This window comes from Mesorhizobium metallidurans STM 2683 (genome assembly GCF_000350085.1).
Lineage (GTDB): Bacteria > Pseudomonadota > Alphaproteobacteria > Rhizobiales > Rhizobiaceae > Mesorhizobium > Mesorhizobium metallidurans.
In genome coordinates, this window is record NZ_CAUM01000067.1 from 69,193 (window position 1) to 94,116 (window position 24,924).

At 63.6% G+C, this 24,924-nt stretch carries 18 protein-coding genes and 1 pseudogene; 16 read left to right on the top strand and 3 right to left on the bottom strand.

The window, feature by feature from the left end:
• Window positions 1-78: 78 nt before the first annotated feature.
• The 7 genes from MESS2_RS12025 to amaB all read left to right on the top strand — a co-directional run bounded on the left by MESS2_RS12025 (window position 79) and on the right by amaB (window position 11,386).
• Complete coding sequence (locus MESS2_RS12025; protein ID WP_008874504.1) at window positions 79-3,453, top strand: transglutaminase family protein; 3,375 nt, start codon at window positions 79-81, stop codon at window positions 3,451-3,453.
• A 6-nt stretch (window positions 3,454-3,459) separates the two neighbouring features.
• Window positions 3,460-5,871: a circularly permuted type 2 ATP-grasp protein gene (locus MESS2_RS12030; RefSeq protein ID WP_008874505.1), complete on the top strand. Its 2,412-nt coding sequence runs from the start codon at window positions 3,460-3,462 to the stop codon at window positions 5,869-5,871.
• A 3-nt stretch (window positions 5,872-5,874) separates the two neighbouring features.
• Window positions 5,875-6,759: a transglutaminase family protein gene (locus tag MESS2_RS12035; protein WP_008874506.1), complete on the top strand. Its 885-nt coding sequence runs from the start codon at window positions 5,875-5,877 to the stop codon at window positions 6,757-6,759.
• 76 nt (window positions 6,760-6,835) lie between these two features.
• Window positions 6,836-7,954 (top strand): DNA topoisomerase IB, encoded by a 1,119-nt coding sequence (locus MESS2_RS12040; RefSeq protein ID WP_008874507.1) that lies wholly within the window; start codon window positions 6,836-6,838, stop codon window positions 7,952-7,954.
• A gap of 113 nt (window positions 7,955-8,067) precedes the next feature.
• Window positions 8,068-8,442, top strand: a complete 375-nt coding sequence (locus MESS2_RS12045; RefSeq protein ID WP_008874508.1) for a YciI family protein — start codon at window positions 8,068-8,070, stop codon at window positions 8,440-8,442.
• On the top strand, window positions 8,439-9,713 hold the full coding sequence (locus MESS2_RS12050) for an RNA polymerase sigma factor (RefSeq protein WP_008874509.1): 1,275 nt from the start codon (window positions 8,439-8,441) through the stop codon (window positions 9,711-9,713). The genes MESS2_RS12045 and MESS2_RS12050 overlap by 4 nt, the downstream gene beginning before the upstream one ends.
• Window positions 9,714-9,874: 161 nt before the next feature.
• The gene (amaB, locus tag MESS2_RS12055) at window positions 9,875-11,386 is read left to right on the top strand and encodes an L-piperidine-6-carboxylate dehydrogenase (protein WP_008874510.1); all 1,512 of its coding nucleotides are present in this window, start codon (window positions 9,875-9,877) and stop codon (window positions 11,384-11,386) included.
• On the opposite strand, the gene MESS2_RS12060 is transcribed toward amaB, so the two are convergent.
• The 3 genes from MESS2_RS12060 to MESS2_RS32215 all read right to left on the bottom strand — a co-directional run bounded on the left by MESS2_RS12060 (window position 11,335) and on the right by MESS2_RS32215 (window position 14,403).
• Window positions 11,335-12,879 (bottom strand): HAL/PAL/TAL family ammonia-lyase, encoded by a 1,545-nt coding sequence (locus tag MESS2_RS12060; RefSeq protein ID WP_008874511.1) that lies wholly within the window; start codon window positions 12,877-12,879, stop codon window positions 11,335-11,337. The genes amaB and MESS2_RS12060 overlap by 52 nt on opposite strands.
• A 121-nt stretch (window positions 12,880-13,000) precedes the next feature.
• Window positions 13,001-13,897 (bottom strand): hypothetical protein, encoded by an 897-nt coding sequence (locus MESS2_RS12065; RefSeq protein WP_008874513.1) that lies wholly within the window; start codon window positions 13,895-13,897, stop codon window positions 13,001-13,003.
• A 230-nt stretch (window positions 13,898-14,127) separates the two neighbouring features.
• Window positions 14,128-14,403 (bottom strand): hypothetical protein, encoded by a 276-nt coding sequence (locus MESS2_RS32215; protein ID WP_157357671.1) that lies wholly within the window; start codon window positions 14,401-14,403, stop codon window positions 14,128-14,130.
• 77 nt (window positions 14,404-14,480) lie between these two features.
• Between MESS2_RS32215 and MESS2_RS12075 the strand changes: the two genes are divergently transcribed.
• The 9 genes and pseudogenes from MESS2_RS12075 to MESS2_RS30880 form a co-directional block, all read left to right on the top strand.
• Window positions 14,481-16,016 carry an FGGY-family carbohydrate kinase gene (locus MESS2_RS12075; protein ID WP_008874516.1) on the top strand — a complete coding sequence of 512 codons (1,536 nt, stop codon included), beginning with the start codon at window positions 14,481-14,483 and terminating at the stop codon, window positions 16,014-16,016.
• Entirely contained in the window at window positions 16,013-16,789 is a 777-nt protein-coding gene (locus tag MESS2_RS12080; RefSeq protein ID WP_008874517.1) for a DeoR/GlpR family DNA-binding transcription regulator, read from the top strand. Before MESS2_RS12075 ends, MESS2_RS12080 begins: the two co-directional genes overlap by 4 nt.
• Window positions 16,786-18,585 carry a glycerol-3-phosphate dehydrogenase/oxidase gene (locus tag MESS2_RS12085; RefSeq protein WP_008874518.1) on the top strand — a complete coding sequence of 600 codons (1,800 nt, stop codon included), beginning with the start codon at window positions 16,786-16,788 and terminating at the stop codon, window positions 18,583-18,585. Before MESS2_RS12080 ends, MESS2_RS12085 begins: the two co-directional genes overlap by 4 nt.
• Before the next feature lie 405 nt (window positions 18,586-18,990).
• Entirely contained in the window at window positions 18,991-19,656 is a 666-nt protein-coding gene (locus MESS2_RS12090; RefSeq protein ID WP_008874519.1) for a DUF2291 family protein, read from the top strand.
• Window positions 19,653-21,200 carry a sugar ABC transporter ATP-binding protein gene (locus MESS2_RS12095; RefSeq protein WP_008874520.1) on the top strand — a complete coding sequence of 516 codons (1,548 nt, stop codon included), beginning with the start codon at window positions 19,653-19,655 and terminating at the stop codon, window positions 21,198-21,200. The genes MESS2_RS12090 and MESS2_RS12095 overlap by 4 nt, the downstream gene beginning before the upstream one ends.
• Window positions 21,197-22,354, top strand: a complete 1,158-nt coding sequence (locus MESS2_RS12100) for an ABC transporter permease (RefSeq protein WP_008874521.1) — start codon at window positions 21,197-21,199, stop codon at window positions 22,352-22,354. The genes MESS2_RS12095 and MESS2_RS12100 overlap by 4 nt, the downstream gene beginning before the upstream one ends.
• 32 nt (window positions 22,355-22,386) lie before the next feature.
• On the top strand, window positions 22,387-23,346 hold the full coding sequence (locus MESS2_RS12105; protein WP_008874522.1) for a D-ribose ABC transporter substrate-binding protein: 960 nt from the start codon (window positions 22,387-22,389) through the stop codon (window positions 23,344-23,346).
• A gap of 365 nt (window positions 23,347-23,711) precedes the next feature.
• A pseudogene (locus MESS2_RS12110) lies at window positions 23,712-24,444 on the top strand (IS5 family transposase); the annotation flags it as partial.
• A gap of 108 nt (window positions 24,445-24,552) precedes the next feature.
• A partial coding sequence (locus tag MESS2_RS30880) for a hypothetical protein (RefSeq protein ID WP_209436093.1) occupies window positions 24,553-24,924 on the top strand: 372 nt, incomplete at its 3' end.

Below are 24,924 nucleotides of genomic sequence, written 5' to 3' on the forward strand. Positions count from 1 at the left end.
CATCTCTGCTTGGAGAATGGCCGGCATTTGTGTCAGGGTTCGGCGAATTCGTTTTGAAACGCCGACTTCCGGGGCACCATGGCAATTCTGGCAGCCGTCTACCACCTGACCCATTACAAATACGACCGGCCGGTGGTGCTTGGTCCCCAGGTCATCAGGCTGCAGCCGGCGCCGCATTCGCGCACCAAGGTGCTCAGCCACTCGCTCAAGGTCGAGCCGGCAAACCACTTCGTCAATCTGCAGCAGGACCCGTATGGCAATTTCCTTGCCCGTTTCGTCTTCCCTGAGCCGGTGAGCGAGCTGAAGATCGAGGTCGACCTCGTCGCCGACATGACGGTCTACAATCCGTTCGACTTCTTCGTCGAGCCGTCGGCCGAGACGTTTCCGTTCGAGTACCCGGAAGAGATCAGCGACGATCTCGCCATTTACCGGACGCCGGAGTCGGCTGGCCCCTTGCTGTCGTCCTTTCTCGCTACTATCGACCGCAGCCCGAGGAACACGGTCGATTTCCTCGTCGACCTCAATGCGCGGCTGCAGCGCGAGATCGCCTATATCGTGCGGATGGAAACCGGCGTCTTCTCGCCGGAGGAGACGCTTGTCGCCAGGAAAGGCTCATGCCGCGACTCGAGCTGGCTGCTGGTGCAGATCCTCAGGAATCTCGGCATCGCCGCGCGCTTCGTCTCCGGCTATCTGATCCAGCTCAAGCCCGATCTCGTCGCGCTCGATGGACCGCCGGGCACGGCGATCGACTTCACCGATCTGCATGCCTGGTGCGAGGTCTATCTTCCCGGCGCCGGCTGGATCGGCTTCGACCCGACCTCCGGCCTGCTCACCGGCGAAAGTCATGTGCCGCTGGCGGCGACTCCGCATTTTCGCAATGCAGCACCGATTTCCGGCATGGCGAGCTTCGCCAATGTCGAGTTCGGCTTCGACATGCGGGTCGACCGCATTGCCGAACACCCGCGCATCACCAAGCCGTTCTCCGACGAAAGCTGGCAGGCGCTCGATGCGCTCGGCAACAAGGTCGATGCGGCGCTCGATGCCGGTGATGTCAGGCTGACGATGGGCGGTGAGCCGACCTTCGTCTCAATCGACGATTTCGAGGCAGACGAGTGGAACACCGCCGCCGTCGGCCCGACCAAACGCGAAAAGGCCGACGCGCTGATCAGAAAACTGCGCGAGCGCTTCGCACCCGGCGGTTTTCTCCACTATGGCCAGGGCAAATGGTATCCGGGCGAAAGCCTGCCGCGCTGGACCTTCTCGCTCTACTGGCGCACCGATGGCGAGCCGGTGTGGAGCGACCCGTCGCTGATCGCGCGGGAAAAGAGCGAGGCGGATGTCGGGCCGAAACAGGCGGAAAGCCTGCTGACGACGATCGCCGGCGAGCTCGGCATCGACAAGGCGATGGTCAGCGAAGCCTATGAGGATCCGGCCGAGTGGCTGCTCAAGGAAGGCAAGCTGCCGGACAATGTCGACCCCTCCAATTCGAAGCTGGAAGACCCTGAAGAGCGCAGCCGCATGGTAAAAGTGTTCGAACGCGGCCTGACCAAGCCGTCCGGCTACGTGCTTCCGGTCCAGCGCTGGAACAGCCAGGCGGCGGGGCAGCGCTGGCGTTCGGAAAAATGGAAGACGCGGCGCGGCCGGCTGTTCCTGGTGCCGGGCGATTCACCGGTCGGCTATCGCCTGCCGCTCGGCACGCTGCCCTATGTGCCGCCGGCGCAGTTCCCCTACATCGTGCCGGTCGACCCGTCGCTGCCGCGCGGGCCACTGCCGGCGCGCGGGGCCATCTTGCCCCAAGCTGCTCCGGCCGAACTGGAAGGCGCCAATGAGGCGGCGCGCCGCCAGCAGGCTGCGTCGTTTACTGCCGCGACCGCGCAGCAGGACCGCGTCGAGCAGGAGATCACCGAGATCGGCGGCGCGGTGCGTACAGCACTTTCGGTCGAGCCCCGCGACGGGCGGCTTTGCGTGTTCATGCCACCGGTCGAGGCCTTGGAGGACTATCTCGAACTCGTCGCAGCGGCGGAAAACGCGGCAAGGACGATCGGGGTGCCGGTGCATATCGAAGGCTACGGCCCGCCGCACGATCCGCGCCTCAACGTCATCAGGGTGGCGCCCGATCCCGGCGTCATCGAGGTCAACATCCATCCCGCTGCGAATTGGCAGGATTGCGTGGCGACGACCACGGCGATCTACGAGGAGGCGCGGCAGACTCGGCTTGGCGCAGACAAGTTCATGATCGACGGCCGCCACACCGGCACCGGCGGCGGCAATCATGTCGTCGTCGGCGGGGCGACGCCCGATGACAGCCCGTTCCTGCGCCGCCCGGACCTGTTGAAAAGCCTGGTGCTGCAATGGCAGCGGCATCCCTCGCTGTCCTATCTGTTCTCGGGCCTGTTCATAGGTCCGACCAGCCAGGCGCCGCGCTTCGATGAGGCGCGGCACGATTCGCTCTATGAACTCGAAATCGCGATGGCGCAGGTGCCGCATCCGGACAACGGCAATGCAGGCCAGGGCAGCGCGCCGTTGCCGTGGCTGGTCGACCGGCTGTTCCGCAATCTTCTGGCCGACGTCACCGGCAATACGCACCGCTCGGAAATCTGCATCGACAAATTATTTTCGCCCGACGGTCCGACCGGCCGTCTCGGCCTGGTCGAGTTCCGCGGCTTCGAGATGCCGCCCAATGCGCGCATGAGCCTGGCGCAGCAATTGCTGGTGCGCGCCATCATTGCCCGCGCCTGGAAGAACCCGCTCGACGGCCGTTTCGTGCGCTGGGGGACGTCGCTGCATGACCGTTTCATGCTGCCGCATTACGTCTGGGCCGACTTTCTCGACGTGCTCGACGACCTCAAGCTGAACGGCTTCGAATTCCGCCCCGAATGGTTCGATGCGCAGCTCGAATTCCGCTTTCCGTTCTGCGGCGAGGTTCAGCATGCCGGCATCAAGCTGGAACTGCGGCAGGCGCTGGAGCCTTGGCACGTCATGGGCGAACAGGGCGCCATCGGCGGCACGGTGCGCTTCGTCGATTCCTCGGTCGAGCGGCTGCAGGTGAAGACCGAAGGTCTCAACCCGGAACGCCATTCTGTCGTCTGCAACGGCCGCATCGTGCCGCTGAAAGTCACCGACAACAGGGAGATCGCGGTTGCCGGCGTCCGCTTCAAGGCCTGGCAGTCGGCCTCGGGCCTGCATCCGGCACTGCCGGTCAACACACCGCTGGTCTTCGACATCTACGATCGCTGGTCGGGCCGGGCGGTCGGCGGCTGCGTCTACCATGTCGCGCATCCCGGCGGGCGCAATTACGACACCTTCCCGGTCAATGGCAACGAAGCTGAGGCGCGTCGGCTTGCCCGCTTCGAGCCGCGCGGCCATACGCCGTCAGCCTATGTGCTGCGCGACGAAGAAGCCGCCGAAGATTTCCCGATGACCCTTGACCTCAGGCGACCCGCAAGACTCTGATCGGCCATGGCAAAGGGGAATCAGAAGAAAATACGCGGCAAGCCGCTGGTCCACAGTCTGCTGGAACACTACCGGCCGATCGACGGCGTCGTCGACGAGATGGTCGATGCCTCGGGCAATCCCCGCCCGGTCTGGAAGGCCTTCATCGAGGCGCTGGAGGAACTGGGTCCGGAAAAGCTCGCCCAGCGCTTCGCCCGCGCCGACCAGTATCTGCGCGACGCCGGCGTCTATTACCGCGTCTATGACAAGGCCGGCGCCAATGAGCGGGAATGGCCGCTGGCGCATGTCCCCCTGCTGATCGAGGAGAGGGAATGGGCCGACATCAGCGCCGGCCTGGTCCAGCGGGCCGATCTGTTCGAGGAAACGCTTGCGGACATCTACGGGCCGAACCGGCTGGTCGAGAAAGGCATCCTGCCGGCAGGGCTGATCGCGGCGAGCCCGGAATATTTGCGGCCGGTGGTCGGCGTCAGGCCTGCCAGCGGCCATTTCCTGCATTTCTGCGCCTTCGAGCTCGGCCGCGGTCCTGACGGCCGCTGGTGGGTGCTGGGCGACCGGACGCAGGCGCCGTCGGGCGCAGGCTTTGCCCTGGAAAACCGCGTCGCCACCACGCGCGCGCTGTCCGACATCTATGGCGAGATGCATGTGCATCGCCTTGCCGGCTTCTTCCGCCGCTTTCGCGATGCACTGATCGGCATGGCCAAGATATCAGGTGGCCGCGTCGCCATCCTGACGCCGGGACCGCTCAACGAAACCTATTACGAACATGCCTATATCGCGCGCTATCTCGGCATCATGCTGCTTGAAGGCGAGGATCTGACCGTCTCCGGCGGCAGGCTGATGGTGCGCACCGTTTCGGGCCTGATGCCGGTCAGCGTGCTGTGGCGGCGGCTCGACGCCGCCTTCGCCGACCCGCTCGAACTCAGGCCGGAGTCGCAGATCGGCACACCCGGGCTGGTCGAGGCGATCCGGCGCGGCGCCGTTTCGGCGGTCAATGCGCTCGGTTCCGGCCTGATGGAAACGCGGGCGCTGCTCTCCTTCCTGCCGAAGGTTGCGCGCGAGCTGCGCAATGAGGATCTTTTATTGCCAAGCATCGCCACCTGGTGGTGCGGGCAAAAGACGGCGCGCAAGCATGTGCTGGCCAATCTCGACCGCATGGTGATCGGCCCAGCGCTGTCGACGCGGCTTGCCTTCGAGGATGACAATTTGACCAGGCTCGGTTCGGCGCTGTCCGAGGAACAGCGGGCAGAACTCGCGGCATACATCGAACGGGAAGGCGGCGATTTCGTCGGCCAGGAAGCGGTGACGCTTTCGACCACGCCGGTCTATGTCGGCGGCCGGCTGGAGCCACGGCCGGCAAGCCTGCGCGTCTATCTGGCGCGCACGCCGGAAGGCTGGACGGTGATGCCGGGCGGCTTTGCCCGGGTCGGCTTTTCGCTCGATCCGACGGCCATCGCCATGCAGCGCGGCGGTCAGGCGGCGGATGTGTGGGTGATCAGCGACAGGCCTGTCGAGCGTGAGACGCTGCTGCCGCAGGAGCACGACAGCTTCACCCGCACCCTGCCGGGCAGCCTGCCCAGCCGCTCGGCGGAGAACCTGACATGGCTCGGCCGCTATATCGAGCGATCGGAAGACACGGTGCGCATCTTGCGCGCCTACCATGTGCGGCTGGCGGAGACCTCCGATCCGGACATGCCCTTGCTTGCCGATGTCAGGGACTATCTCGAACCCTTCGGCATCGACGTTCAATCGGCGATTCCGTTGGGGCTGATCTCCACGCTGGACAGCGCCGTCTACAGCGCCGGGCAGATCCGCGACCGCTTTTCGCCCGACGGCTGGCTGGCGCTGAAGGATCTGTCGAAGACCATTCACCAGTTCGCGGAGACGGTGGCGCCGGGCGACGATGCGACGCGGGCGATGACGGTCATGCTGCGCAAGCTCGCCGGATTTTCCGGCCTGCTGCATGAGAACATGTATCGCTTCACCGGCTGGCGTTTCCTGGAAATCGGCCGTCGCCTGGAACGCGGCATCCAGATCGCCCGCACGCTCGCCCGGCTGACCAGGGCCGCGGCGCCGGACGGCGCGCTCGATATGATGCTGGAGATCGGCGACAGCGTCATGACCCACCGGCGGCAGTATCCGGTACAGGCAGGCCGGCGCACGGTGATCGATCTCCTGGTGCTCGATCCGCTCAACCCACGTTCGATCCTGTTCCAGCTCGAGCGGCTGAAGGCCGAAATCGCGCTGCTGCCCGCTGTCGGCGGCGAGGGGCATATGTCGCTGGCGGCGAAAGAAATCCTGCAGCTCAACACGGCAATCGCCATCAAGGAACCCTCTGACATGACGGCAAAGGCGCTCGACGATCTCGCCAATGAGATAGGCGGCCTCTACAACAGCCTCGCCAAGGCCTATTTCGGGTAAGGTATGCTCTACGACATCAGGCTTCATCTCAGCTACGACTATGATGCGGCGGCCGGTGGCGGCCGCCATCAGGTCCGCGTGCTGCCGTCGACGATATCAGGCGTGCAGCGCGTGATCGCCGCTTCGCTGTCGTTTGCGCCGGCGCCGGGCGAACGCTCGGACTTTTCCGATTTCTTCGGCAACAGCGTCACCTCGATCGCCTTTCGCGATGTGCACGATGCGCTCGACATCAGGATGAGCGCGCGGGTTTCGGTCTCGCGTCCGGAGATTGGGCTGGACGTATCGCCCGACATTCGCCGGCTGAGAGAGGAACTCGATGCGGTGCGATCGCTGTCACCTGATTCACCGCATCACTTTCTGGCGGCCAGCGATCATGCAGGCGTCGACGCGGATATCACGGCCTACGCACGCGGCAGTGCCGGCAGTTCGGCTGTCAGCACGGCTATGGAGTTGTGCAACCGCATCCACCACGATTTTACCTATGACGGCGAGGCGACCACCGTTCGGACCAAAGCCAGCGACGCATTCAGTCTGAAGCGGGGTGTCTGCCAGGATTTCTCGCACATCATGATCGCCGGCCTGCGGGGTCTCGGCATTCCCGCCGGCTATGTCAGCGGCTTCCTGCGCACCATTCCGCCGAAGGGCAAGCCGCGGCTTGAAGGCGCCGACGCCATGCATGCCTGGGTGAAGGTGTGGTGCGGGCGCGATGCCGGGTGGCAGGAATTCGATCCAACCAACGGCATGCGAGCCAGCAACGACCACATCACCGTCGGCTATGGCCGCGACTATTCGGATGTGGCGCCGATCGTCGGCGTCCTTAAGACGACAGGCGGACAGGTCGGCGAGCAAGCCGTCGACGTCATCCCTGTCGTGCTCGAGAAGGCCTGACAGCAATCCAACAGCCAGGAGCCGGAACCAGCGGCCGGTCCGGCGCTTATCTATGGGAAATTTCCATGGAGAGGACATGCTGGACAAATCGGGGTCGCCGTCAGGCCGATTGGCCGCAGTAAAGCTTCTACCGGGCAACGGGACGAAGAATGGCGCGCCGAGGAACGGTGGGGGAACCTCCGCCGATCGAGCTTCGCTTACCTATGTCAGCGACGCCGAGCCCGGCATCCGTCGTGTCAGGACCGGTAAGGGATTTTCGTACAGAGGGTCGAACGGACGAGCGGTGGGCGAGGATGCCGTCGCGCGCATCAAGGCGCTCGCCATACCGCCAGCCTGGACCGATGTGTGGATTTCGCCAGACGCCGATGGCCATATCCAGGCAACGGGCAGGGACCAGCGCGGACGCAAGCAATACCGCTATCATCCCGCATGGGCCGAGGAACGGGACGGGGCAAAATATTCGAGCCTCGTCGCCTTTGCCGAAAGCCTGCCTGGCTTGCGCGCGCAGATCGATGCCGATCTGCGCCGTCACGGCCTGCCGCTGGAACGCGTGGTGGCGGCGGTCGTCTGGCTGCTCGACAACACGATGATCCGCGTCGGCAACGCCGCCTATGCCCGCGACAACAGGAGCTTTGGGCTGACCACCCTGGGCGATCGCCATGTCGACATCAAGGGCTCGAGCCTGCGCTTTGCTTTCAAAGGCAAGTCCGGCAAGGAATGGAAGCTGAAGCTTGTCGACCGCCGGATCGCGCGCATCGTGCGTGGCGCCCAGGACCTGCCGGGCCAGAAGCTGTTCCAGTATCTCGACGAAGACGGCAACAGGCGACCGATCCGTTCCGACGACGTCAACCGCTACATCAGGGATGCTGCCGGCGCCGATTTCAGTTCCAAGCATTTCCGCACCTGGGGCGGCACCATCCATGCCGCGTCGCTGCTTGCGCAAACGGAGCGGCCTGAAAGCCAGGCACAGCAGAGGCGGGTGATCAATGGCGTCGTCGACAAGGTGGCCGAGCGGCTCGGCAATACGCGCGCCGTCTGCCGCAAATGCTACATCCACCCGCAAGTCTTCGACGCCTGGTCCGAGGGACGACTGCTCGGCGAAATGGCCGAGGCGAACAAGCGGAAGCGGTCGATACACGGCCTCGATGACGAGGAAGACCTCGTCCTCAGATGGCTGAAGGCGCGGGAAGGCTGACGCAAGGTTCGGGCTGCCACCGGCTTGCGTGTCCATCGCGGGCGATTTTTTTATCGACGCACTGTCGGGATCGGTCCTAGTGTTTCGTCCTTTGACGGAGAAAAGGACATCCCATGCTCTACGCTATCCTCTGCTACGCCTCTGAAGACGTCGTCTGCTCCTGGAGCAAGGAACAGGATGAGGAGGTGATGACGAAACTTCTGGGTGTGCAGGAAAAATACGCCAAAGCCGGCCGGCTTGGCCCGGTGGCGCGCCTGTTGCCGACGACGGCGGCGACAACGCTGAGGAAGGTCAAGGGCGAATCCATCGTCATCGACGGTCCGTTCGCCGAAACCAAGGAACAATTCCTCGGCTTCTACACGCTCGAATGCAACGATCTCGATGAGGCGGTCGATTTCGCGCGCGAGCTTTCCGAGGTCAATCCCAGCGGCGGCTCCTACGAGATACGGCCGGTTTCCGTCTTCAATCCTACCCGGGTTTCCGCATGACCGAACTTGGCTGGATCAGCACCGCGATCAGCACCGCCCGCCCGCAGGCGATGGGCGCGCTGCTGCGCTACTTCCGCGATCTCGATGCGGCGGAAGAGGCTTTCCAGGACGCTTGCCTGAGAGCGTTGAACAACTGGCCGAAGAACGGCCCGCCGCGCGATCCGGCGGCCTGGCTGATCTTTGTCGGCCGCAACAGCGGCATCGACGCGGTGCGCAAGCGCGCAAAGCAGGCGCCGCTGCCGGAGGAAGACCAGATCTCCGACCTTGAGGATGCCGAGACCGATATCGCCGAGCGGCTGGACGGCGCGCATTACCGTGACGACATCTTGCGGCTGCTGTTCATCTGCTGCCATCCGGATCTGCCGGCGACGCAACAGATCGCCGTGGCGTTGCGCATCGTCTCCGGCCTGACCGTCAAGCAGATCGCCCGCGCCTTCCTCGTCGGGGAAAGCGCCATGGAGCAGCGCATCACCCGCGCCAAGGCGCGCATCGCCGATGCCGGCGTGCCGTTCGAGACGCCCGGTGCGGTCGAGCGCTCGGAACGGCTCGCCGCGGTCGCCGCCATGGTCTATCTGATCTTCAACGAAGGCTATTCGACCAATAGCGGCGAAGCGCCGGCGCGCGCGCCGCTTTGCGAAGAGGCGATCCGGCTGGCACGGCTGCTTCTGCGGCTGTTCCAGACCGAGCCGGAGATCATGGGCCTCACGGCACTGCTGCTGCTCCAGCACGCGCGGGCGCCGGCGCGTTTCGACGAGAACGGCGAGATCGTGCTGCTCGAGGACCAGGACCGCGGCCTGTGGAGCCGCAAGATGATCGACGAGGGGCTGGCGCTGGTCGACAAGGCGCTGCGCCACCAGAAACCCGGCCCCTATCAGGTGCAGGCGGCAATTGCCGCTCTGCATGCACGGGCGGCAAAGCCGGAGGACACGGACTGGACCGAGATCGACCTGCTCTACAGCCTGCTCGAGCAGATGCAGCCGTCGCCGGTGGTGACGCTCAATCGCGCCGTCGCTGTCGCCAAGGTGCGCGGGCCTGAAGCTGCACTTGCCATGATCGAGCCGCTGGAACAGAGGCTCTCCGGCTATTTCCACTTCTTCGGCCTCAAGGGCGGCCTGCTGATGCAGCTTGGCCGGGGCGAGGAGGCACGCACCGCCTTCGACCGCGCCATCGCGCTTGCCAATACGGCCGCCGAGGCCGCCCATATCCGCATGCATATCGACCGGCTGATGAAGGAAGGCGCGGCCCAAGGGGCTTCCCGAAAGGCGCACTGATCCTGGTTCAACGGTCTGATCCCGGCTTAGACCATGCCGGGGTGGCGATTTTTCCCCGAAACGCGTAATGCCACGTCATGACAGCGCCTGATGCGTCCGATGGCGCATGGCCCAAGGCTTTGACCTCCGTCCTGTGAGCGACGGATCTGAAAGGGAAAAACATGACGATTGCGAAGGAAACAGCCGGGCTCCTTGCGAAACTGGGCGTTGCCAAGGACGCGCTTGTCGGTGGTGACCTCATCGTGCGCAGCCCGGTGACGGGCGAGCAGATCGCGGCGCTGAAGACGGTCTCGCCGGCCGATGCGGTAAAGACCATCGAAGCCGCCCACAAGGCCTTCCAGGCCTGGCGGCTGGTGCCGGGGCCGAAGCGCGGCGAACTGGTGCGGCTGCTCGGTGAGGAGCTGCGTATGCACAAGGCCGAGCTTGGCCGGTTGGTCTCGATCGAGGTCGGAAAAATCCCTTCCGAAGGCCTCGGCGAAGTGCAGGAGATGATCGACATCTGCGATTTCGCCGTCGGCCTTTCCCGCCAGCTCTATGGCCTGACCATCGCTACCGAACGCCCGGGACATCGCATGATGGAGACCTGGCATCCGCTCGGCGTGGTCGGCGTCATCTCGGCGTTCAACTTCCCGGTCGCGGTGTGGTCGTGGAACGCGGCACTGGCGCTGGTCTGCGGCGACGCGGTGGTGTGGAAGCCATCGGAAAAGACGCCACTGACCGCACTTGCCTGCGAGGCGATCTTCAAGCGCGCGGTCAAGCGTTTCGGCGATGCGCCCGAAGGTCTGGCTCCGGTGCTGATCGGCGCCCGCGCCGTCGGCGAGATACTGGTCGATCATCCGAAGGTGCCGCTTGTCTCGGCTACCGGCTCGACCCGCATGGGCAGGGATGTCGGTCCGCGCCTGGCGAAGCGTTTTGCGCGCGCCGTGCTGGAGCTTGGCGGCAACAATGCCGGCATCGTCTGCCCGACGGCCGATCTCGACATGGCGCTGCGCGCCATCGCCTTCGGCGCCATGGGCACGGCCGGCCAGCGCTGCACGACGCTGCGGCGCCTGTTCGTGCATGACAGCGTCTATGACGCCTTGGTGCCGCGCCTGAAGAAGGCCTATGAGAGCGTTTCGGTCGGTAATCCGCTTGAGACATCGGCGCTGGTCGGCCCGCTGATCGACAAGGCCGCTTTCGACAATATGCAGAAGGCGCTGAAGGAAGCGGTTTCGCATGGCGGCAAGGTGACCGGCGGCACGCGGGTCGAGAACGGCCATCCCGACGCCTATTATGTGCATCCGGCGCTGGTCGAAATGCAAAGCCAAGTCTCGCCGGTGACCGAAGAGACCTTCGCGCCGATCCTCTACGTGATGAAGTATTCGGATTTCGACGCCGTGCTCGACGAGCACAATGCGGTCGGCGCGGGGCTTTCGTCGTCGATCTTCACCCGCGACCTGCAGGAGTCCGAGCGTTTCCTCGGCGTCGACGGTTCGGACTGCGGCATTGCCAATGTCAATATCGGCACGTCGGGAGCCGAGATCGGTGGCGCCTTCGGCGGCGAGAAGGAAACCGGCGGCGGCCGCGAGTCGGGCTCCGATGCGTGGAAGGCCTATATGCGCCGCGCCACCAACACGGTGAACTATTCCAAGGCGCTGCCGCTCGCGCAGGGTGTGTCGTTCGACATCGACTGAGGATCGGATTGAGCGATCATGGCGGCGATGCTGGCGACATCGCAGCCCAATTCCCGGTCCTCCACCAGAGGAGCAACCCGTTCGCGCAGCGTCCTGTACGCCTCATCGGCGCCACAGCCCAATTTGTCCGCCACACCCCGGATCTCGGCTGCGTAAGCCGAGGAGATCAGCTCCATGGCGACGAGGTAGCGGAACCGTTCGATGATCTGGTTCACCTTGGCGATGACAGCCGGCGCCATCGACGACTGATCCTCGACCCAGTCCGAAACCGCGATCGGGGTCAACGAGATCGGGCTGGCGAGAAAGCGGATCTCTGCTTCCATCGCTGAAACAGGCTTCTGCAAAATGGCAAAGCCCATGCGGTTCTGGCCGTTTGCCGCCAGGAAACGCGGCAAGCCGGCTACAGTAGGGGACATGAGTTTGATCGTCCGGTTGGCAACGCCTGCCGCCGCATGAGCCAGTGCCTGGCTGAGCCCTTCCCAGGACAGGACGAAAGCGGTCATGTCGAAATTGCCATGCGAGACGATCCGGTCCTCCCCGGCCAGGACGACCGGATTATCGCCGGAACTGGCCAATTCGATTTCGGTCGCGGCTCGCGCCTCGTCGATCGCATGGCGAAGCGCGCCCCAGACCTGCGGCACGCATCGATAGCTCAGCGGATCCTGGATCCGCCGGGCGGCGCCTTCCGTGAACAGCGTGCCGCCCGACAACAGCTCACGCAGCCGTGCTGCCACCGCTCTCTGGCCGAAGGCGGGCCGTGCCGCCATGGCCGAGTCGTCGAGCGAACTGACATTGGCGCGGAACGCCTCCAAATTCAGTGCGACAGCTCTAAGCGACCACTGGAAAGCCTGCTCGATGTCCTCCAGCGCCAGGCAGGCCTGGGCGACAGACAGGCTGTTGGCGACGATGATGGCATGGCCGTCCTTGGCATGGATGTCGAGCGGCTTCAGCCCGGCGCGTTCGAGCGCCTCGGCCGCCGGCATGGTCTCGCCGCCATATTCCGCCTGGCCGTGGCCAAGCAGGCCCAGCGTCATATGGGCGAGCGGCGCGAGATCGGCCGCGCCCAGCGAGCCGAGCGATGGCACCACGGGGTGCACACCGGCGTTGAGCGCGGCGACAAGCCCCTCGAAAACGGCCGGGGAAATGCCGGTGCCGCCGACGGCCATGCCAGCGATCCGCACCGCCATCATCGCGCGCACCGCCTCTTGCGGCAAAGCCGACCCGAAGCCGACCGCATGACCGAACGAAACCCGCCGCTGATAGGCGATCAGATCCTCCCCGCTCAGCGGCGTATCCACGGCAGCACCCAGCGCGGTGGTCAGCCCGTAGACCGGACGGTTTTCTGCCGCATGGCGTTCGATCACCGCGCGGCTGGCCCGGATCAGGGCGTCCGCCTCGGGTGAGACCTCGACCAATGAATGGCGGCGGGCAATGGCGGCAATGTCCTGCGTTCGGAGCGGCGCGGCGGTCAGTCGGACGGGCGTCGATGTCATGGATGCTTCCCCCAATTCGGCAATGCAATTCCTTGGTGTAGCCGGGCAACCTGTTGCCCGGTAGTGTCCTGCTCATGCCAGCCTGAAAATAGGAAGGTTGCGTTGTTTGCGTTGAAGCCGCTTAGAGCGTCGGATCCAAAATCGGAAACCGGTTTTGGGTCCGGCGCTCTGGCAGGGAACAATTTTCGAAGGCCGCGTCGATGATGGCGAGCTTCACGGCCTGGGCGGTCACATACTCCTGATGGAAAGCGTTCGACACCCACATCACCGAATGGCCCCGCTGACCCAGCCAGCCGATGCTGCCGAGTTGCTCGGCGTCGCGCAATTTGCGGGCAAGGTGGGTCCGGGAAAGCTTCAGCCAATTTGCGAACTCTGCGATCGAGACGATGCCGGTCGGGATTTGGCCGAGCCCGGCATGGTCGGGATCGACGCCTGACATGAGCCAGTCCATGACGACGCCACCATTGTTGAGCCAGGTGAACAAGGAAAAGGTCTGTTTCGGTTCGCGCACCGGATGGGACGAAAGCAGGCCGTCCGCCACCAGCGGCTGCAATTCGCCAAGAGCATCCGGTCTTGCGGCAAAGGCGGCCAGTCGACGTCCGTCGTCGAGACTGTCCAGCGTCGCAAGATGGGCCATGACCCAGCCAGCCACGGCCTCCTGAGTGGCCACTGTTGGCAGCAAGGGGCGGCTACGCCCGTCCCGGCTCGGAAGATGCTGGACGAACTTGTAGTGCAGCATCTCCTTGATGAAGGCATCTGCGGTGTTGCGGCTGGCCACCGAATGTCGGCATGTCATGTCGATGAAACGGGCCGCCGTCAGTCCCGTGCGGTCGTCATTTGCCTGCAGCCTGAAATGCAAAGCGAGGCCAACATGAGCCATCAGCCAGCGCTGCTGCGTGGCGAACACGGAAGCGAGCCGCGGATTGGCTTCATAGGCCTGGAGCAACGCCTGCGATTGCGCCCGCACAGAGCGATGCAATGCCGGATGGCCGGCAATATCTTCCACGTCCAGCGCCATCCTGCCCGAGCCCAGTCCAGCCTTCCAACGGCAAAATCACCGATCCAGCCTTCGCCGGCTGTGTCCAAGCCGTGAACGAGACCGAGCCTGATTGACAGCCGACCATACATGCAAAGAGTCGCCGACCGTTTGCAATAGCCTGCCGGACACCGCTCGTCGGGACGCCAGCAAAGACCCAGCAAGCGGTATTTGCGGACCGGCATCAGAAAATCACATACATTGACGTTAATTTAACACCATAGTATGGTCAATTCCATTGGTTCGGTATTCCCGCCGCTGTGTTCAGCCACGGCTTGTTCGCCGCCTGTGTGTTCACAGGGCACCGCAATGAAAAGGGAATCCATGCCATCGACAGGGATGAAGCGGCAGCCTTCTCCGCCGGCGTCAAAGCGCAGCGCACCAGGATCCTGCTCGTGTGGCGGGATGGCAGGAGTGGTGTTGCGGTCGCGGCGGCTGCCCGACGAGGGATGGTTCCATGATACTCCAGCGGCGCGCAGATGGTTCAACTTGGACATCCTTTGCTCTAGCCAGCCCGGGGACGAGTTTGTGACGCATATCGGCACGCGCTGAGCCAGAGGGAACCATGTCCAGCCTGCTTGGGATCGACAACGGCCTGACGGTGACGAAGGCGGTGATCTTCGATGCCGACGGCTCGCAATTGGCGGTGGCGCGGCGGCGTGTGCCGCAATCGATGCCGCATGCGCGCTGGGTTGAACGCGACATGGCCGGGCTCTGGCAGGCGACCGCCGAGGCGATCGGCGAGGCGATTGCCTTGAGCGGCAGGCCGGCCAGCGACATCAAGGCGGTGGCGGCGACCGCGCATGGCGACGGCGTCTACCTGCTCGACAGGGATCGCCGGCCGCTGGGTCCCGGCGTATTGTCGCTCGACAGCCGGGCAGGCGAAATCGTCGACAGATGGTCGCAAGGTCCGGTCTTCACCGAGGCGCTCGCCGTGACGGGCCAGGTACCGCATGCTTCCTCACCGTCGTCGCTGCTGGTCTGGCTGAAGGAGAATGATCCGGAGCGCTTCAACCGGATAGCTCACATATTCGCCTGCAAGGATTGGCTGCGTTTCTGCCTGACCGGCACCATCGGCACCGACCTCACCGAGGCGAGCACCTCATTCACCAACATACGCACGCAAAGCTACGCGCCGGAGGCGATGCGCATCTTCGGCCTTGAGGCACTGTTCGAGGCTTTGCCGCCGGTGGCGCATTCGGCGGATATCGTCGGCAACGTCACCGCAGATGCAGCGGCGCTCACCGGGCTTGCCGAAGGCACGCCGGTCGCTTGCGGCCTGCACGATGTCACGGCCTCGGCGCTTGGCATGGGCGGTCATGAGGAGGGCGTCGTCAGCATCGTCGCCGGCACTTATTCGATCAACGAAATCGTCTCCGCCGACCCGCGTGTCGACCCGCGCTGGTTCTGCCGCAACGCCATCGACCGCAGGCGTTGGAACAACATGTCGATCTCGCCGGCCTCGACGGCGAATTACGACTGGTTCCTCGACACGCTCTGCCGCTCGGAACAGGACGAAACCAAAAGGACTGGCGGCTCGATCCACGAGATGCTGGCGGCAGAGATCGACGTGGCGCTTGGCAAGACTTCGACCATCTTCTTCCACCCCTATCTGTTCGGCTCGCCCTACGGCAATGCCGCCAGCGCCAGCTTTCTCGGCCTGCATGGCTGGCACGATCGTGGCGACATGCTGAAGGCGGTGCTGGAAGGCATCGTGTTCAATCACCGGACGCATGTCGAAGCGCTGCGCGACGGCTTTGCCGTTCGCGAGGTGCGGCTTACCGGCGGCGGCTCGCGCAATCCGGCCTTCGCGCAGATGTTTGCCGATGTGCTCGACATGCCGGTCATCGTCACCTCGACCGACGAGGCGGCGGCCTTCGGCGCAGCCCTTTGTGCCGGCGCCGCGGTTGGCCTGTTTGCCTCGCCACAACAGGGGGCGCGGGTCGTCAGCAAGGTGAGCCGCGAATATCTGCCGGACAGAGCGCGCAGCGCTGTTTTCGAGGACCGGTTTTCTCTTTACTGCCGCATTGCCGAATCGCTCAAGCCGCTATGGCCTAAGATCGAAAGGCTGGCAGGGCAGGGCACTGGAGGGGCTGCATGATCAAGGCCGACGAGCGGCGCGAGGAGATCGCCGACTATGTGATCAAGCTTGGCCAGGTGCGCATCGACGATCTGGTCGAGCATTTCGGTGTGTCGCGCATGACCATCCACCGCCATATCGATCAGTTGGCGCATCAGGGCGTGCTGCGCAAGCTGCATGGCGCGGTGACCGTGCAGCCTTCCGGCCTCTATGAAAGCGCTTTCCGCTATCGGGTGACGGTCGGCAGGGCGGAGAAGGATGCGCTGGCGCATGCGGCACTGGACTATGTCGAAGCCGGCCAAGCGATTATGCTGGACGATTCGACGACGGCGAACGCGATCGCGCCGCTGTTGCTCGACATCAAGCCATTGACCGTGATCACCAACAGTGTGGCGACCGCGGCACTGCTGACCAATGTCGACGACATCGATTTCATCTGTCTCGGTGGTCAGTACCACCGCACCTACAATGCCTATATCGGCATCGTCTGCGAGAATGCCGTGGCGCAACTGCGCGCCAATCTTTTGATCTGCTCGGCTTCGGCGATCTCCGGCACCACCGCCTTTATCCAGGATCAGCATGTGGTGCGGGTCAAGCAGGCGATGTTTGCCGCCTCGACCAAACGCATTCTTGCCGTTGACCATTCCAAGTTCGACAAGGTCGCCCTGCATGTCTTCGACGATCTGACCCGCTTCGACGCAGTGCTGACGACCGACGGCATAAGCGATGCGCAGGCGCAAAAGCTCGAACAGGCCGGCGTAAAGCTACGCGTCGTCAACATGGCCCGATCATGAACCCTGCCGACGACGCCGGCCTGTTGCACTCCGCTGTACCGGACCACTCCGTACCGAACCACACCGGGCGCATCGCCGCCACGGCCAGGACGGGCGACGTCGACGTCGTCATTCTTGGCGCCGGCATCAATGGCGCCGGCCTGTTTCGCGATCTGTGCGCGCAAGGCGTCAGCTGCCTGATCGTCGACAAGGGCGATTTCGGATCGGGCACCAGTGCGGCGCCCTCGCGGCTGATCCATGGCGGTCTCAAATATCTCGAAACCGGCGAGTTCGGACTGGTGGCGCAGTCGACGCTGGAGCGCAATCTCTTGCTGAAGAACGCGCCGCACTATGTCAGCCCGCTGCCGACGGTCATCCCGATCTTTTCCTGGAGCAAAGGCATGTGGGCGGCGCTGCGCACGCTGCTGGGCTCGACCAGTGCGCCGCGCAGCCGCGGCGCCATCCTGATCAAGATCGGTTTGGCGATCTACGATTTTTATGGATCGCGGCACAGGGTGATGCCGCGCCACCGGCTGGTTGGACGGCGGCGGGCGCTGCGCGACATACCAGCGCTGACCAAATCGATCGTCGCCACCGGCACCTACTACGACGCCAAGATCAGTCATCCCGAAAGGCTCGTGCTCGAACTGATCACCGACGGGCTGGCGGCAAATATGTTCGCCGCGGCCGCCAACTACACGGCGCTGATTTCGTCGTCCGACGGCGTGTTGACTTTTCAGTCAGAAGGCGAGGGCCAGTTAAAAGGCGGGAGCCAGTCAAGAGACAGGGGCCGGTCCGAGGATGGTGGCGTGTTTTCGGTGCGGCCGAAACTGGTCGTCAATGCCGCCGGCCCGTGGATCGACGATGTCAACGCCTTGCTTGGCGCGCCGTCGAAAATGATCGGCGGCACCAAGGGCTCGCATATCCTGTTGAAACATGACGAACTGGTGCGAAGCCTGGCGGGCCGCATGCTCTACTTCGAAGCCGATGACGGCCGCATCTGCCTTGTCTACGACTATCTCGGTCTGGCGCTGGTCGGCTCGACCGACATCCAGGCCGACAATCCCGACACCGTGCGTTGCGAGCCGCAAGAGATCGATTATCTCCTCGAAAGCGTTCGAGCGCTTCTGCCCGGCATGAGCTTCGAGCGCGACCAGATCGCCTATGCCTATAGTGGTATCAGGCCCCTGCCTGCGTCCGACACCTCGGTGCCTGGCCTGATCAGCCGGGATCATTCGGCGCCGGTAGTCGAGCCGGAGCCTGCACGTCCGTTTCCGATCATCTCCCTGGTCGGCGGCAAATGGACGACGTTTCGCGGCTTTGCCGAGGAAGTCGCCGACACCGTGCTCAATCGGCTGGGGCGCGGCCGCAAGGTGTCCACACGATCGATGCCGATCGGCGGCGGCAAGGATTTTCCGACAGAGGCTGCGGCGCGGGCCGCCTGGCTGGCCGAGGCTAGGTCGGCTTCGGGCGCCGACGAGCGCCTTCTCGACCAGCTTCTGTCGCGCTATGGGACCAAGGCGCTGCAGATGGCCCGCCACCAAAGCCCGTGGAGCAATGAAGATCGCCTGCCGGGGGCGAGCGACTACGGCACGTCCGAAATCGACTACATCGTCCGCAACGAATTCGTCGAGCATCTCACCGATATCGTCATGCGGCGCACCACGCTCGCCATTGGCGGCTCCCTGACCATGGCCGATTTGAAACAGATCGCCGCCATTGCGGGCCGGGCAGGGAATTGGGGTCCGCAGCGGATTTCCGATGAGCTCGACGCCACTGTCGCGCAACTCAGCGACAGAAATCTCGTGCGATTGTGATCTGCTTCCCGATTGCGGCACATGCATCGCCGCAACATCCTCTCTTCGAAAAATGCCACATAAAAACAGTAGGTTAATCTTCTCTGCCGTTCTTCGCTTCTCCGGATATGCTGGGGAGTGGGGTAAAATATCACATATCTTGACGTGAACTTAACACTATCGTATGGTCGATTTGGGCTTGGACCGCCGAACACCGGCTGTTGATCCCGGCCACGATCAGCTGCTGCGTGGCAAGGGTCTCTCAATAGCCGTTTGCACGCGGATACTTTCGAAGGCCGATTGACAACGACACGAACGCGTGAAAAATTTTTCAACTGAAGATAATAATATCATCTCGGGAGGAGATGGGATGAAATCAAGAAGCGCCGCCAATCGTGGTCGTGAGTTGATTGTGGTCGTCGCGCCATGAGCTCGCAGTCCACGATCAATCGGCGCGGGACGCCGGGCGCTCGATGGCCGGGCGTTCGCTGGATTGTCGCAGCGGCCGCGATCCTCGTCTTGCTGGTCGCGATGGCACTCGACACCATGGTTGTCGTGATCGGTTCGGCGGAAGACGCACGAAAGGCTGCGTTTTCGCCGGAGGCATTCGGCAAGTCCGAATTTCCGAATGTCCAGTCCGCCGTCGACCAGCGCGCGGTGGCCGCCGGTGTCCTGGCGTCGGCCATCGCCAAGGATAAGGCCGCGGCGGAGAAGCAATACGGCGTGCCGGCCAATGTCGGGACCGAGTTCTCCGTCAAGTTCACCGGCTTGGTCGGCGAAGGGAAGTCCGGCATCTATGCCGTCAAGGTCGACGATGTTCCCAGCACCCTGGTCATTCGGGTGCAGACCGGGCCGGCTATCAACGGAACCGACCTGCGCGATGCCACGGGTACGATCACCTTCGGGCAATTCACCAACCAGATCGAGTATCAGAACGCCGGATCGGCCTTGAACAACGAGATGAAGAAGCAGGTTCTGTCGACCATCGACAACACCAAGCTCACCGGCAAGACGATCTCGGTCGTCGGCGTCTTCAAGCTGGTCAACCCCAAAGGCTGGCTCGTCACGCCCGTGAAGCTGAGCGTTCAATGAATGCGGCACCTCAATTCGAGCCGGCTCCAGCGGACACCGTGCTCGCGGCGCGCAACATCGTAAAATCCTATGGCGGCACGCATGCCCTCAAAAGCGTCAATTTCGACATCCGCCGTGGCGAGGTCACCACGCTGTTCGGAGAAAATGGCGCCGGCAAGTCGACGCTGATGAAGATCCTCTCCGGTGTCGAGACGCCGACATCGGGAAGCATCGAGCTCGATGGCCGTCCCGTCGCCTTCTCGTCCACCGTCGACGCGCGAAACCGGGGCATCTCGATAATCCATCAGGAATTGAGCCTCGCACCCAATCTGAGCGTACGCGACAACATTTTCATGGGTCGCGAGTTGCGTGGCGCCACCGGCCTCGACTTCGCGGAGGAGGCTCGCCAGACGCGACTGCTGATGGCCGATCTCGAAGAGGACATCGATCCGCTGACCCTGGTGCAGGATCTGCGCCTCGGGCAGCAGCAGATTGTCGAGATCGCGCGCGCGCTCTCGGTGGATTCGCGTATCCTGATCATGGACGAGCCGACGTCCGCCTTGAGCGCGACCGAGGTCGAGGTGCTGTTCCGGGTGATCCGCGACCTGACCGCCCGCGGCGTCTCGATCGTCTACATCTCCCATCACCTCGAAGAGGCGCTGCAGATCACCGACCATGCGGTGGTGCTGCGGGACGGAACGATCACGGCCACGGCCAAAGCGAAGGACATCGATCTCGAATGGATTGTCCGCAACATGGTGGGCGAGAACTTCGACCTCGGATCGCCGCCCGCCGGCTATGCCTTTGGCGAGGTTGCCTTGTCGATCGAGGATGTGAGCATCGCCGACAGTTCGGGTTCGGACCGATTGGTCGTCGGCCGGCTGTCGCTGGATGTCCGCGCCGGCGAGATCGTCTGCATCTACGGGCTGATGGGCGCCGGGCGCACGGAACTGCTGGAATGTGTCGCCGGACGCTTACCGGCGGCGGGCGGACGGGTCTTGCTGGAGGGCGACGACATCTCCCGCCTCAGCATCGCCGAACGCATATCAAGAGGGCTGGTGCTGGTGCCCGAGGACCGCCAGCGCGACGGGCTGGTCCAGACGATGTCCGTGGGGACCAATCTGTCGCTGGCCAGCATTGGCGCCTTCGTCACGGGGATGTTCTTGTCGCGGTCACGGGAGCGCTCGCTGGTCGAAGGCTCAATACGCGACGTGCGTGTCAAGACCGCGGGCGGAAGCGCGCCCATCGGGTCACTGTCCGGCGGCAATCAGCAGAAGGTCGTCATCGGCAAGATGCTGACGACCAACCCCAAGGTCATGCTCTTGGACGAGCCCAGCCGCGGCATTGACGTCGGCGCCAAGGCGGAAGTGTTCCGGCTGCTCGGCGAGCGGGCCACGCAAGGGCTCGCGGTCGTGTTCTCGACTTCGGAAGTCGCCGAATGCCTTGGTATCGCGCATCGGATCATCGTCATGCGCCGGGGCAGGATTTCGGCCGAGTTCGGCGCCGGCGTCACGAAAGAGCAGATCATGGCCGCCTCGGGCGAAGCCGTGATCGCCTCGTCATGAAGAATACAGGAGCCCAGACCGTGACCGACGTCAGCCACAACCGCAGCCGCTCCGGCCCGAAAACATCGAGCGGTGGCTTCAGCCTGGCCAAGCTGTTGCTGGAGGGTAGGGCGTTCCTCGCGCTGGTCGTGATCATCGTCGTCTTCTCGATGCTGTCGCCCTATTACTTTTCGCTGGCCAATTTCCTTACCATGGCCTCGCATGTCGCCATCTTCGGCATCCTGGCGGTCGGCATGCTGCTGGTCATCCTCAATGGCGGCATCGATCTTTCGGTGGGGTCGACGCTCGGGCTGTCGGGGGTCATCGCCGGATTCCTGATGCAGGGCGTGCAGTTGCAAACGCTCGGCATTTTGCTGTTCCCTCCCGTCTGGGTGGTTGTAGTGCTGGTATGCGTGCTGGGCGCGCTGGTCGGCCTGGTCAACGGCGTCCTCATCGCCTGGCTGAAGGTGCCGGCCTTCGTGGCCACGCTGGGCATGCTCTATGTGGTGCGCGGCGCCGCGCTGCTGATGACCAACGGCCTGACCTACAACGACCTTGGCGGCAAGCCGGAACTCGGCAATACCGGCTTCGACTGGCTGGGCTTCAACCGCCTGTTCGGGGTTCCGATCGGCGTGTTGGTCATGGCTGTCATCGCCATCATCGGCAGTATCATCCTCAATCGCACCGCCTTCGGCCGCTGGCTCTATGCGTCCGGCGGCAATGAGCGCGCCGCCGAGCTCTCCGGCGTGCCGGTGAAGAAAGTCCAGGTGGCGGTGTACATGCTTTCCGGCATCTGCGCCTCGGTGGCCGGCCTCATCCTGTCCTCGGAACTGACCTCGGCGGGGCCGACCGCCGGCAATTCCTACGAACTGACCGCCATTGCGGCCGTCGTCATCGGCGGCGCGGCACTCACCGGTGGTCGAGGTAATATCCGCGGAACGCTGGTCGGGGCCTTCGTCATCGGCTTCCTTTCCGATGGTCTCGTGATCATCGGCGTGTCCGCCTATTGGCAAACAGTGTTCACCGGCGCGGTCATCGTGTTGGCGGTGCTGCTCAACGCCATCCAGTATCGCCGTCGCGTCAGGCTGCCTAGCCCGACCGACGGCCCTTCGACTTCTCCGCAACAAGGCAAGGCCCGAACGGCCGATCCCGCTCACGAGAAGATTGCCGGTTGACCGGCACCATCAACAACCAAGGAGGAAATTTCATGTACGGCAAGGCAAGAATTCTGATGCTGACGGCCTTTGCGCTGGCCGCTCCGGTGCTCGCAGGATCCGTGACGGCAGCGTCGGCCGAAGGTCTCATCTCGATCATCGTCATCGATCCCGCGAACCCGTACTGGCTGACCGAAGGCAATGTCGCCAAGGCCGAGGCCGAGAAACTCGGCTACACCGCAACGGTCGGCGCCTCGAAAGCCGACACCAACACGGAGAGCAAGCTGATCGATACGGCGATCACCAACAAATCCGTGGCCATCATCCTAGATCCTGCCGATGCCAGCGGGTCGATCGGCGCGGTGAAGAAGGCCATTGCCGCAAACATCCCGGTCTTCCTCGTCAACGCCGAGATCAATCAGGAAGGCCTGGCCAAGGCACAGCTCGTTTCCAACAACGCGCAGGGCGCCGCCCTGGGCGCGCAGCAATGGGTGACGAACATCGGCGAGAAGGGCAACTATGTCGAACTTCTGGGCGCCCCGTCCGACAACAATGCCGCCACGCGCTCAAACGGCTACGAAACCGTGATCAGCCAGTATCCGGACCTCAAGAAGGTCGGCTCTGAAGTCGCCAACTGGGACCGTACCCAGGGCCGTGACAAGATGCAGAGCCTGCTGCAGGCCCATCCCGATATCATTGGCGTGACCAGCGGCAATGACGAGATGGCGCTCGGCGCGATCGCCGCGCTGAAGGAGGCCGGAAAGCTGTCGAGCATCAAGGTCGGCGGCTTCGACGGCTCCCCGGACGCTGTCGCCGCGATCAAGGCGGGCGAGCTGCAATACACCGTGCTCCAGCCGGTGGCCGTCTACTCGGCGAAGGCCGTGCAGCAGGCCGACTCCTTCATCAAGACCGGCAAGACCGGGGCCGCGACCGAGAAGCAGTTGTTCGACTGCCTGCTCATCACCAAGGACAATGTGGACAAGTACACGGCGCCCTTCACGCTCTCGGAATAGAAAGGCTGGAGGAGTGTCCCCTCGGGGGACGCTCCTCGGCCGGCCGGCGATCGCGACGGATCGCATGTGTCGGTGGCTCTATGGAGTGGCTGATGTGGCCTACCCCGCGTCGTTGAAACGTCACATGTGCTGACCCATATAAGTGTTGCGTCGGATGTCTCCTCCCATTGCATCCGATGCGTTCCCCTCTGGAGGTTTTAAACCTTCATTCTTGGCCGGACTTAACAGTCCGGCCTTTTTCTATTTGGGGATCCGCGCGGCCGATATGCGCCGATTTCACCGCTGCTGTCTGACCCGAAAAGGAGTTGAGTGATATCAGCGACTTGTGATTCAGTCGGTGTTGCGAAGCATCGACGGAGAGGCACATGTGGACCGATATCACCCGGGCGAAGCATGCCCGCAAAGGGCTGCGGTATTCAAGCGATTTGACGGATATGGAGTGGGCGGTTCTTGAGCCGGTCATTCCGTCTCCGTCACGACTTGGGCGGCCGCCGAAATGGTCGCGGCGGGAGATCATGAATGGACTGTTCTACGTGCTGCGCAGTGGCTTGCCGTGGCGGATGCTGCCCAGGGACTTGCCGCCGGTGTCGACGCTGCGCGCTACTTCTACGCTTGGCGCGACAGCGGCCTTTGGAGCACGATCAATCACCTGCTGCTCATGAGCGTCCGTCTGGCCGCCGGTCGCCAAGCCTCCCCAGCGCCGGCGTGATCGACAGCCAAAGCGTGAAAACCACGCAAAGCGGCGGGCCTTGCGGTTACGATGCCGGCAAGAAGGTCAAGGGCCGCAAGCGCCATATCCTCACCGACACCTTGGGTTTGCTGGTCGGCGCGGTCATCCATACCGCCGATATCCAGGATCGCGACGGCGCCCCCGACGTCCTGGCCTCCATTCGAGCCAGCTTTCCGTGGCTGCGCCACGTCTTCGCCGACGGTGCTTACGCCGGTGAAAAGCTTGAGACCGCTCTCCACGGGAAAGGCGACTGGACGCTCGAAATCATCGAACGATCCGACACCGCCAAGGGCTTCGAAGTGCTGCCACGTCGATGGGTCGTGGAGCGCACCTTCGCCTGGTTCGGACGAAACCGACGCTTGGCCAAGCGCCACGCAACTGTAAGAAAGGGATAAGGGCGCCTTCTGTAGGGTATTGTAGTTGTAATCTGTGCTCCAGAACTTATCTTCGTCGTTAGTTCGGGGGGGAGCACAACGATGACCGCGTCTTTTTCAAATCCAGTCCTTTTCTCTACTCACTTCAAGATCAGCCCCGCCGCTTTGGCGAAGGAAGGGCTGATCGACCCTTTCCTAACAGTTGATACGCCGCTGTTCGTTGATCCAATTCTGTTGGACAAGTCGGGCAAGAAGCTCATTCGAGAAGATGCTTATGCCGGTTTGCGTAAGCATTTCGAGAACGTCGTGCGGCTCCTTGTGATTTCAAAAGCTGAGGGCGATGCAGCTTGGAAGGGCGCGCAGGTTCAATTGAGCCTTCGGGAGCCTCCGGCGAATGGACTTGGATTTGGAACATCTGACCGTCCCGGAACCTCACGTCCGAATGACCTTCGGGATACCGTCCTTCGCACGACT

Excerpts from the sequence above, each read along its gene's own strand:
- MESS2_RS12025 (WP_008874504.1), top strand. The coding sequence starts at position 79 with ATGGCAATTCTGGCAGCCGTCTACCACCTGACCCATTACAAATACGAC.
- MESS2_RS12030 (WP_008874505.1), top strand. The coding sequence starts at position 3,460 with ATGGCAAAGGGGAATCAGAAGAAAATACGCGGCAAGCCGCTGGTCCAC.
- MESS2_RS12035 (WP_008874506.1), top strand. The coding sequence starts at position 5,875 with ATGCTCTACGACATCAGGCTTCATCTCAGCTACGACTATGATGCGGCG.
- MESS2_RS12040 (WP_008874507.1), top strand. The coding sequence starts at position 6,836 with ATGCTGGACAAATCGGGGTCGCCGTCAGGCCGATTGGCCGCAGTAAAG.
- MESS2_RS12045 (WP_008874508.1), top strand. The coding sequence starts at position 8,068 with ATGCTCTACGCTATCCTCTGCTACGCCTCTGAAGACGTCGTCTGCTCC.
- MESS2_RS12050 (WP_008874509.1), top strand. The coding sequence starts at position 8,439 with ATGACCGAACTTGGCTGGATCAGCACCGCGATCAGCACCGCCCGCCCG.
- amaB (WP_008874510.1), top strand. The coding sequence starts at position 9,875 with ATGACGATTGCGAAGGAAACAGCCGGGCTCCTTGCGAAACTGGGCGTT.
- MESS2_RS12060 (WP_008874511.1), bottom strand. The coding sequence starts at position 12,879 with ATGACATCGACGCCCGTCCGACTGACCGCCGCGCCGCTCCGAACGCAG.
- MESS2_RS12065 (WP_008874513.1), bottom strand. The coding sequence starts at position 13,897 with ATGGCGCTGGACGTGGAAGATATTGCCGGCCATCCGGCATTGCATCGC.
- MESS2_RS12075 (WP_008874516.1), top strand. The coding sequence starts at position 14,481 with ATGTCCAGCCTGCTTGGGATCGACAACGGCCTGACGGTGACGAAGGCG.
- MESS2_RS12080 (WP_008874517.1), top strand. The coding sequence starts at position 16,013 with ATGATCAAGGCCGACGAGCGGCGCGAGGAGATCGCCGACTATGTGATC.
- MESS2_RS12085 (WP_008874518.1), top strand. The coding sequence starts at position 16,786 with ATGAACCCTGCCGACGACGCCGGCCTGTTGCACTCCGCTGTACCGGAC.
- MESS2_RS12090 (WP_008874519.1), top strand. The coding sequence starts at position 18,991 with ATGAGCTCGCAGTCCACGATCAATCGGCGCGGGACGCCGGGCGCTCGA.
- MESS2_RS12095 (WP_008874520.1), top strand. The coding sequence starts at position 19,653 with ATGAATGCGGCACCTCAATTCGAGCCGGCTCCAGCGGACACCGTGCTC.
- MESS2_RS12100 (WP_008874521.1), top strand. The coding sequence starts at position 21,197 with ATGAAGAATACAGGAGCCCAGACCGTGACCGACGTCAGCCACAACCGC.
- MESS2_RS12105 (WP_008874522.1), top strand. The coding sequence starts at position 22,387 with ATGTACGGCAAGGCAAGAATTCTGATGCTGACGGCCTTTGCGCTGGCC.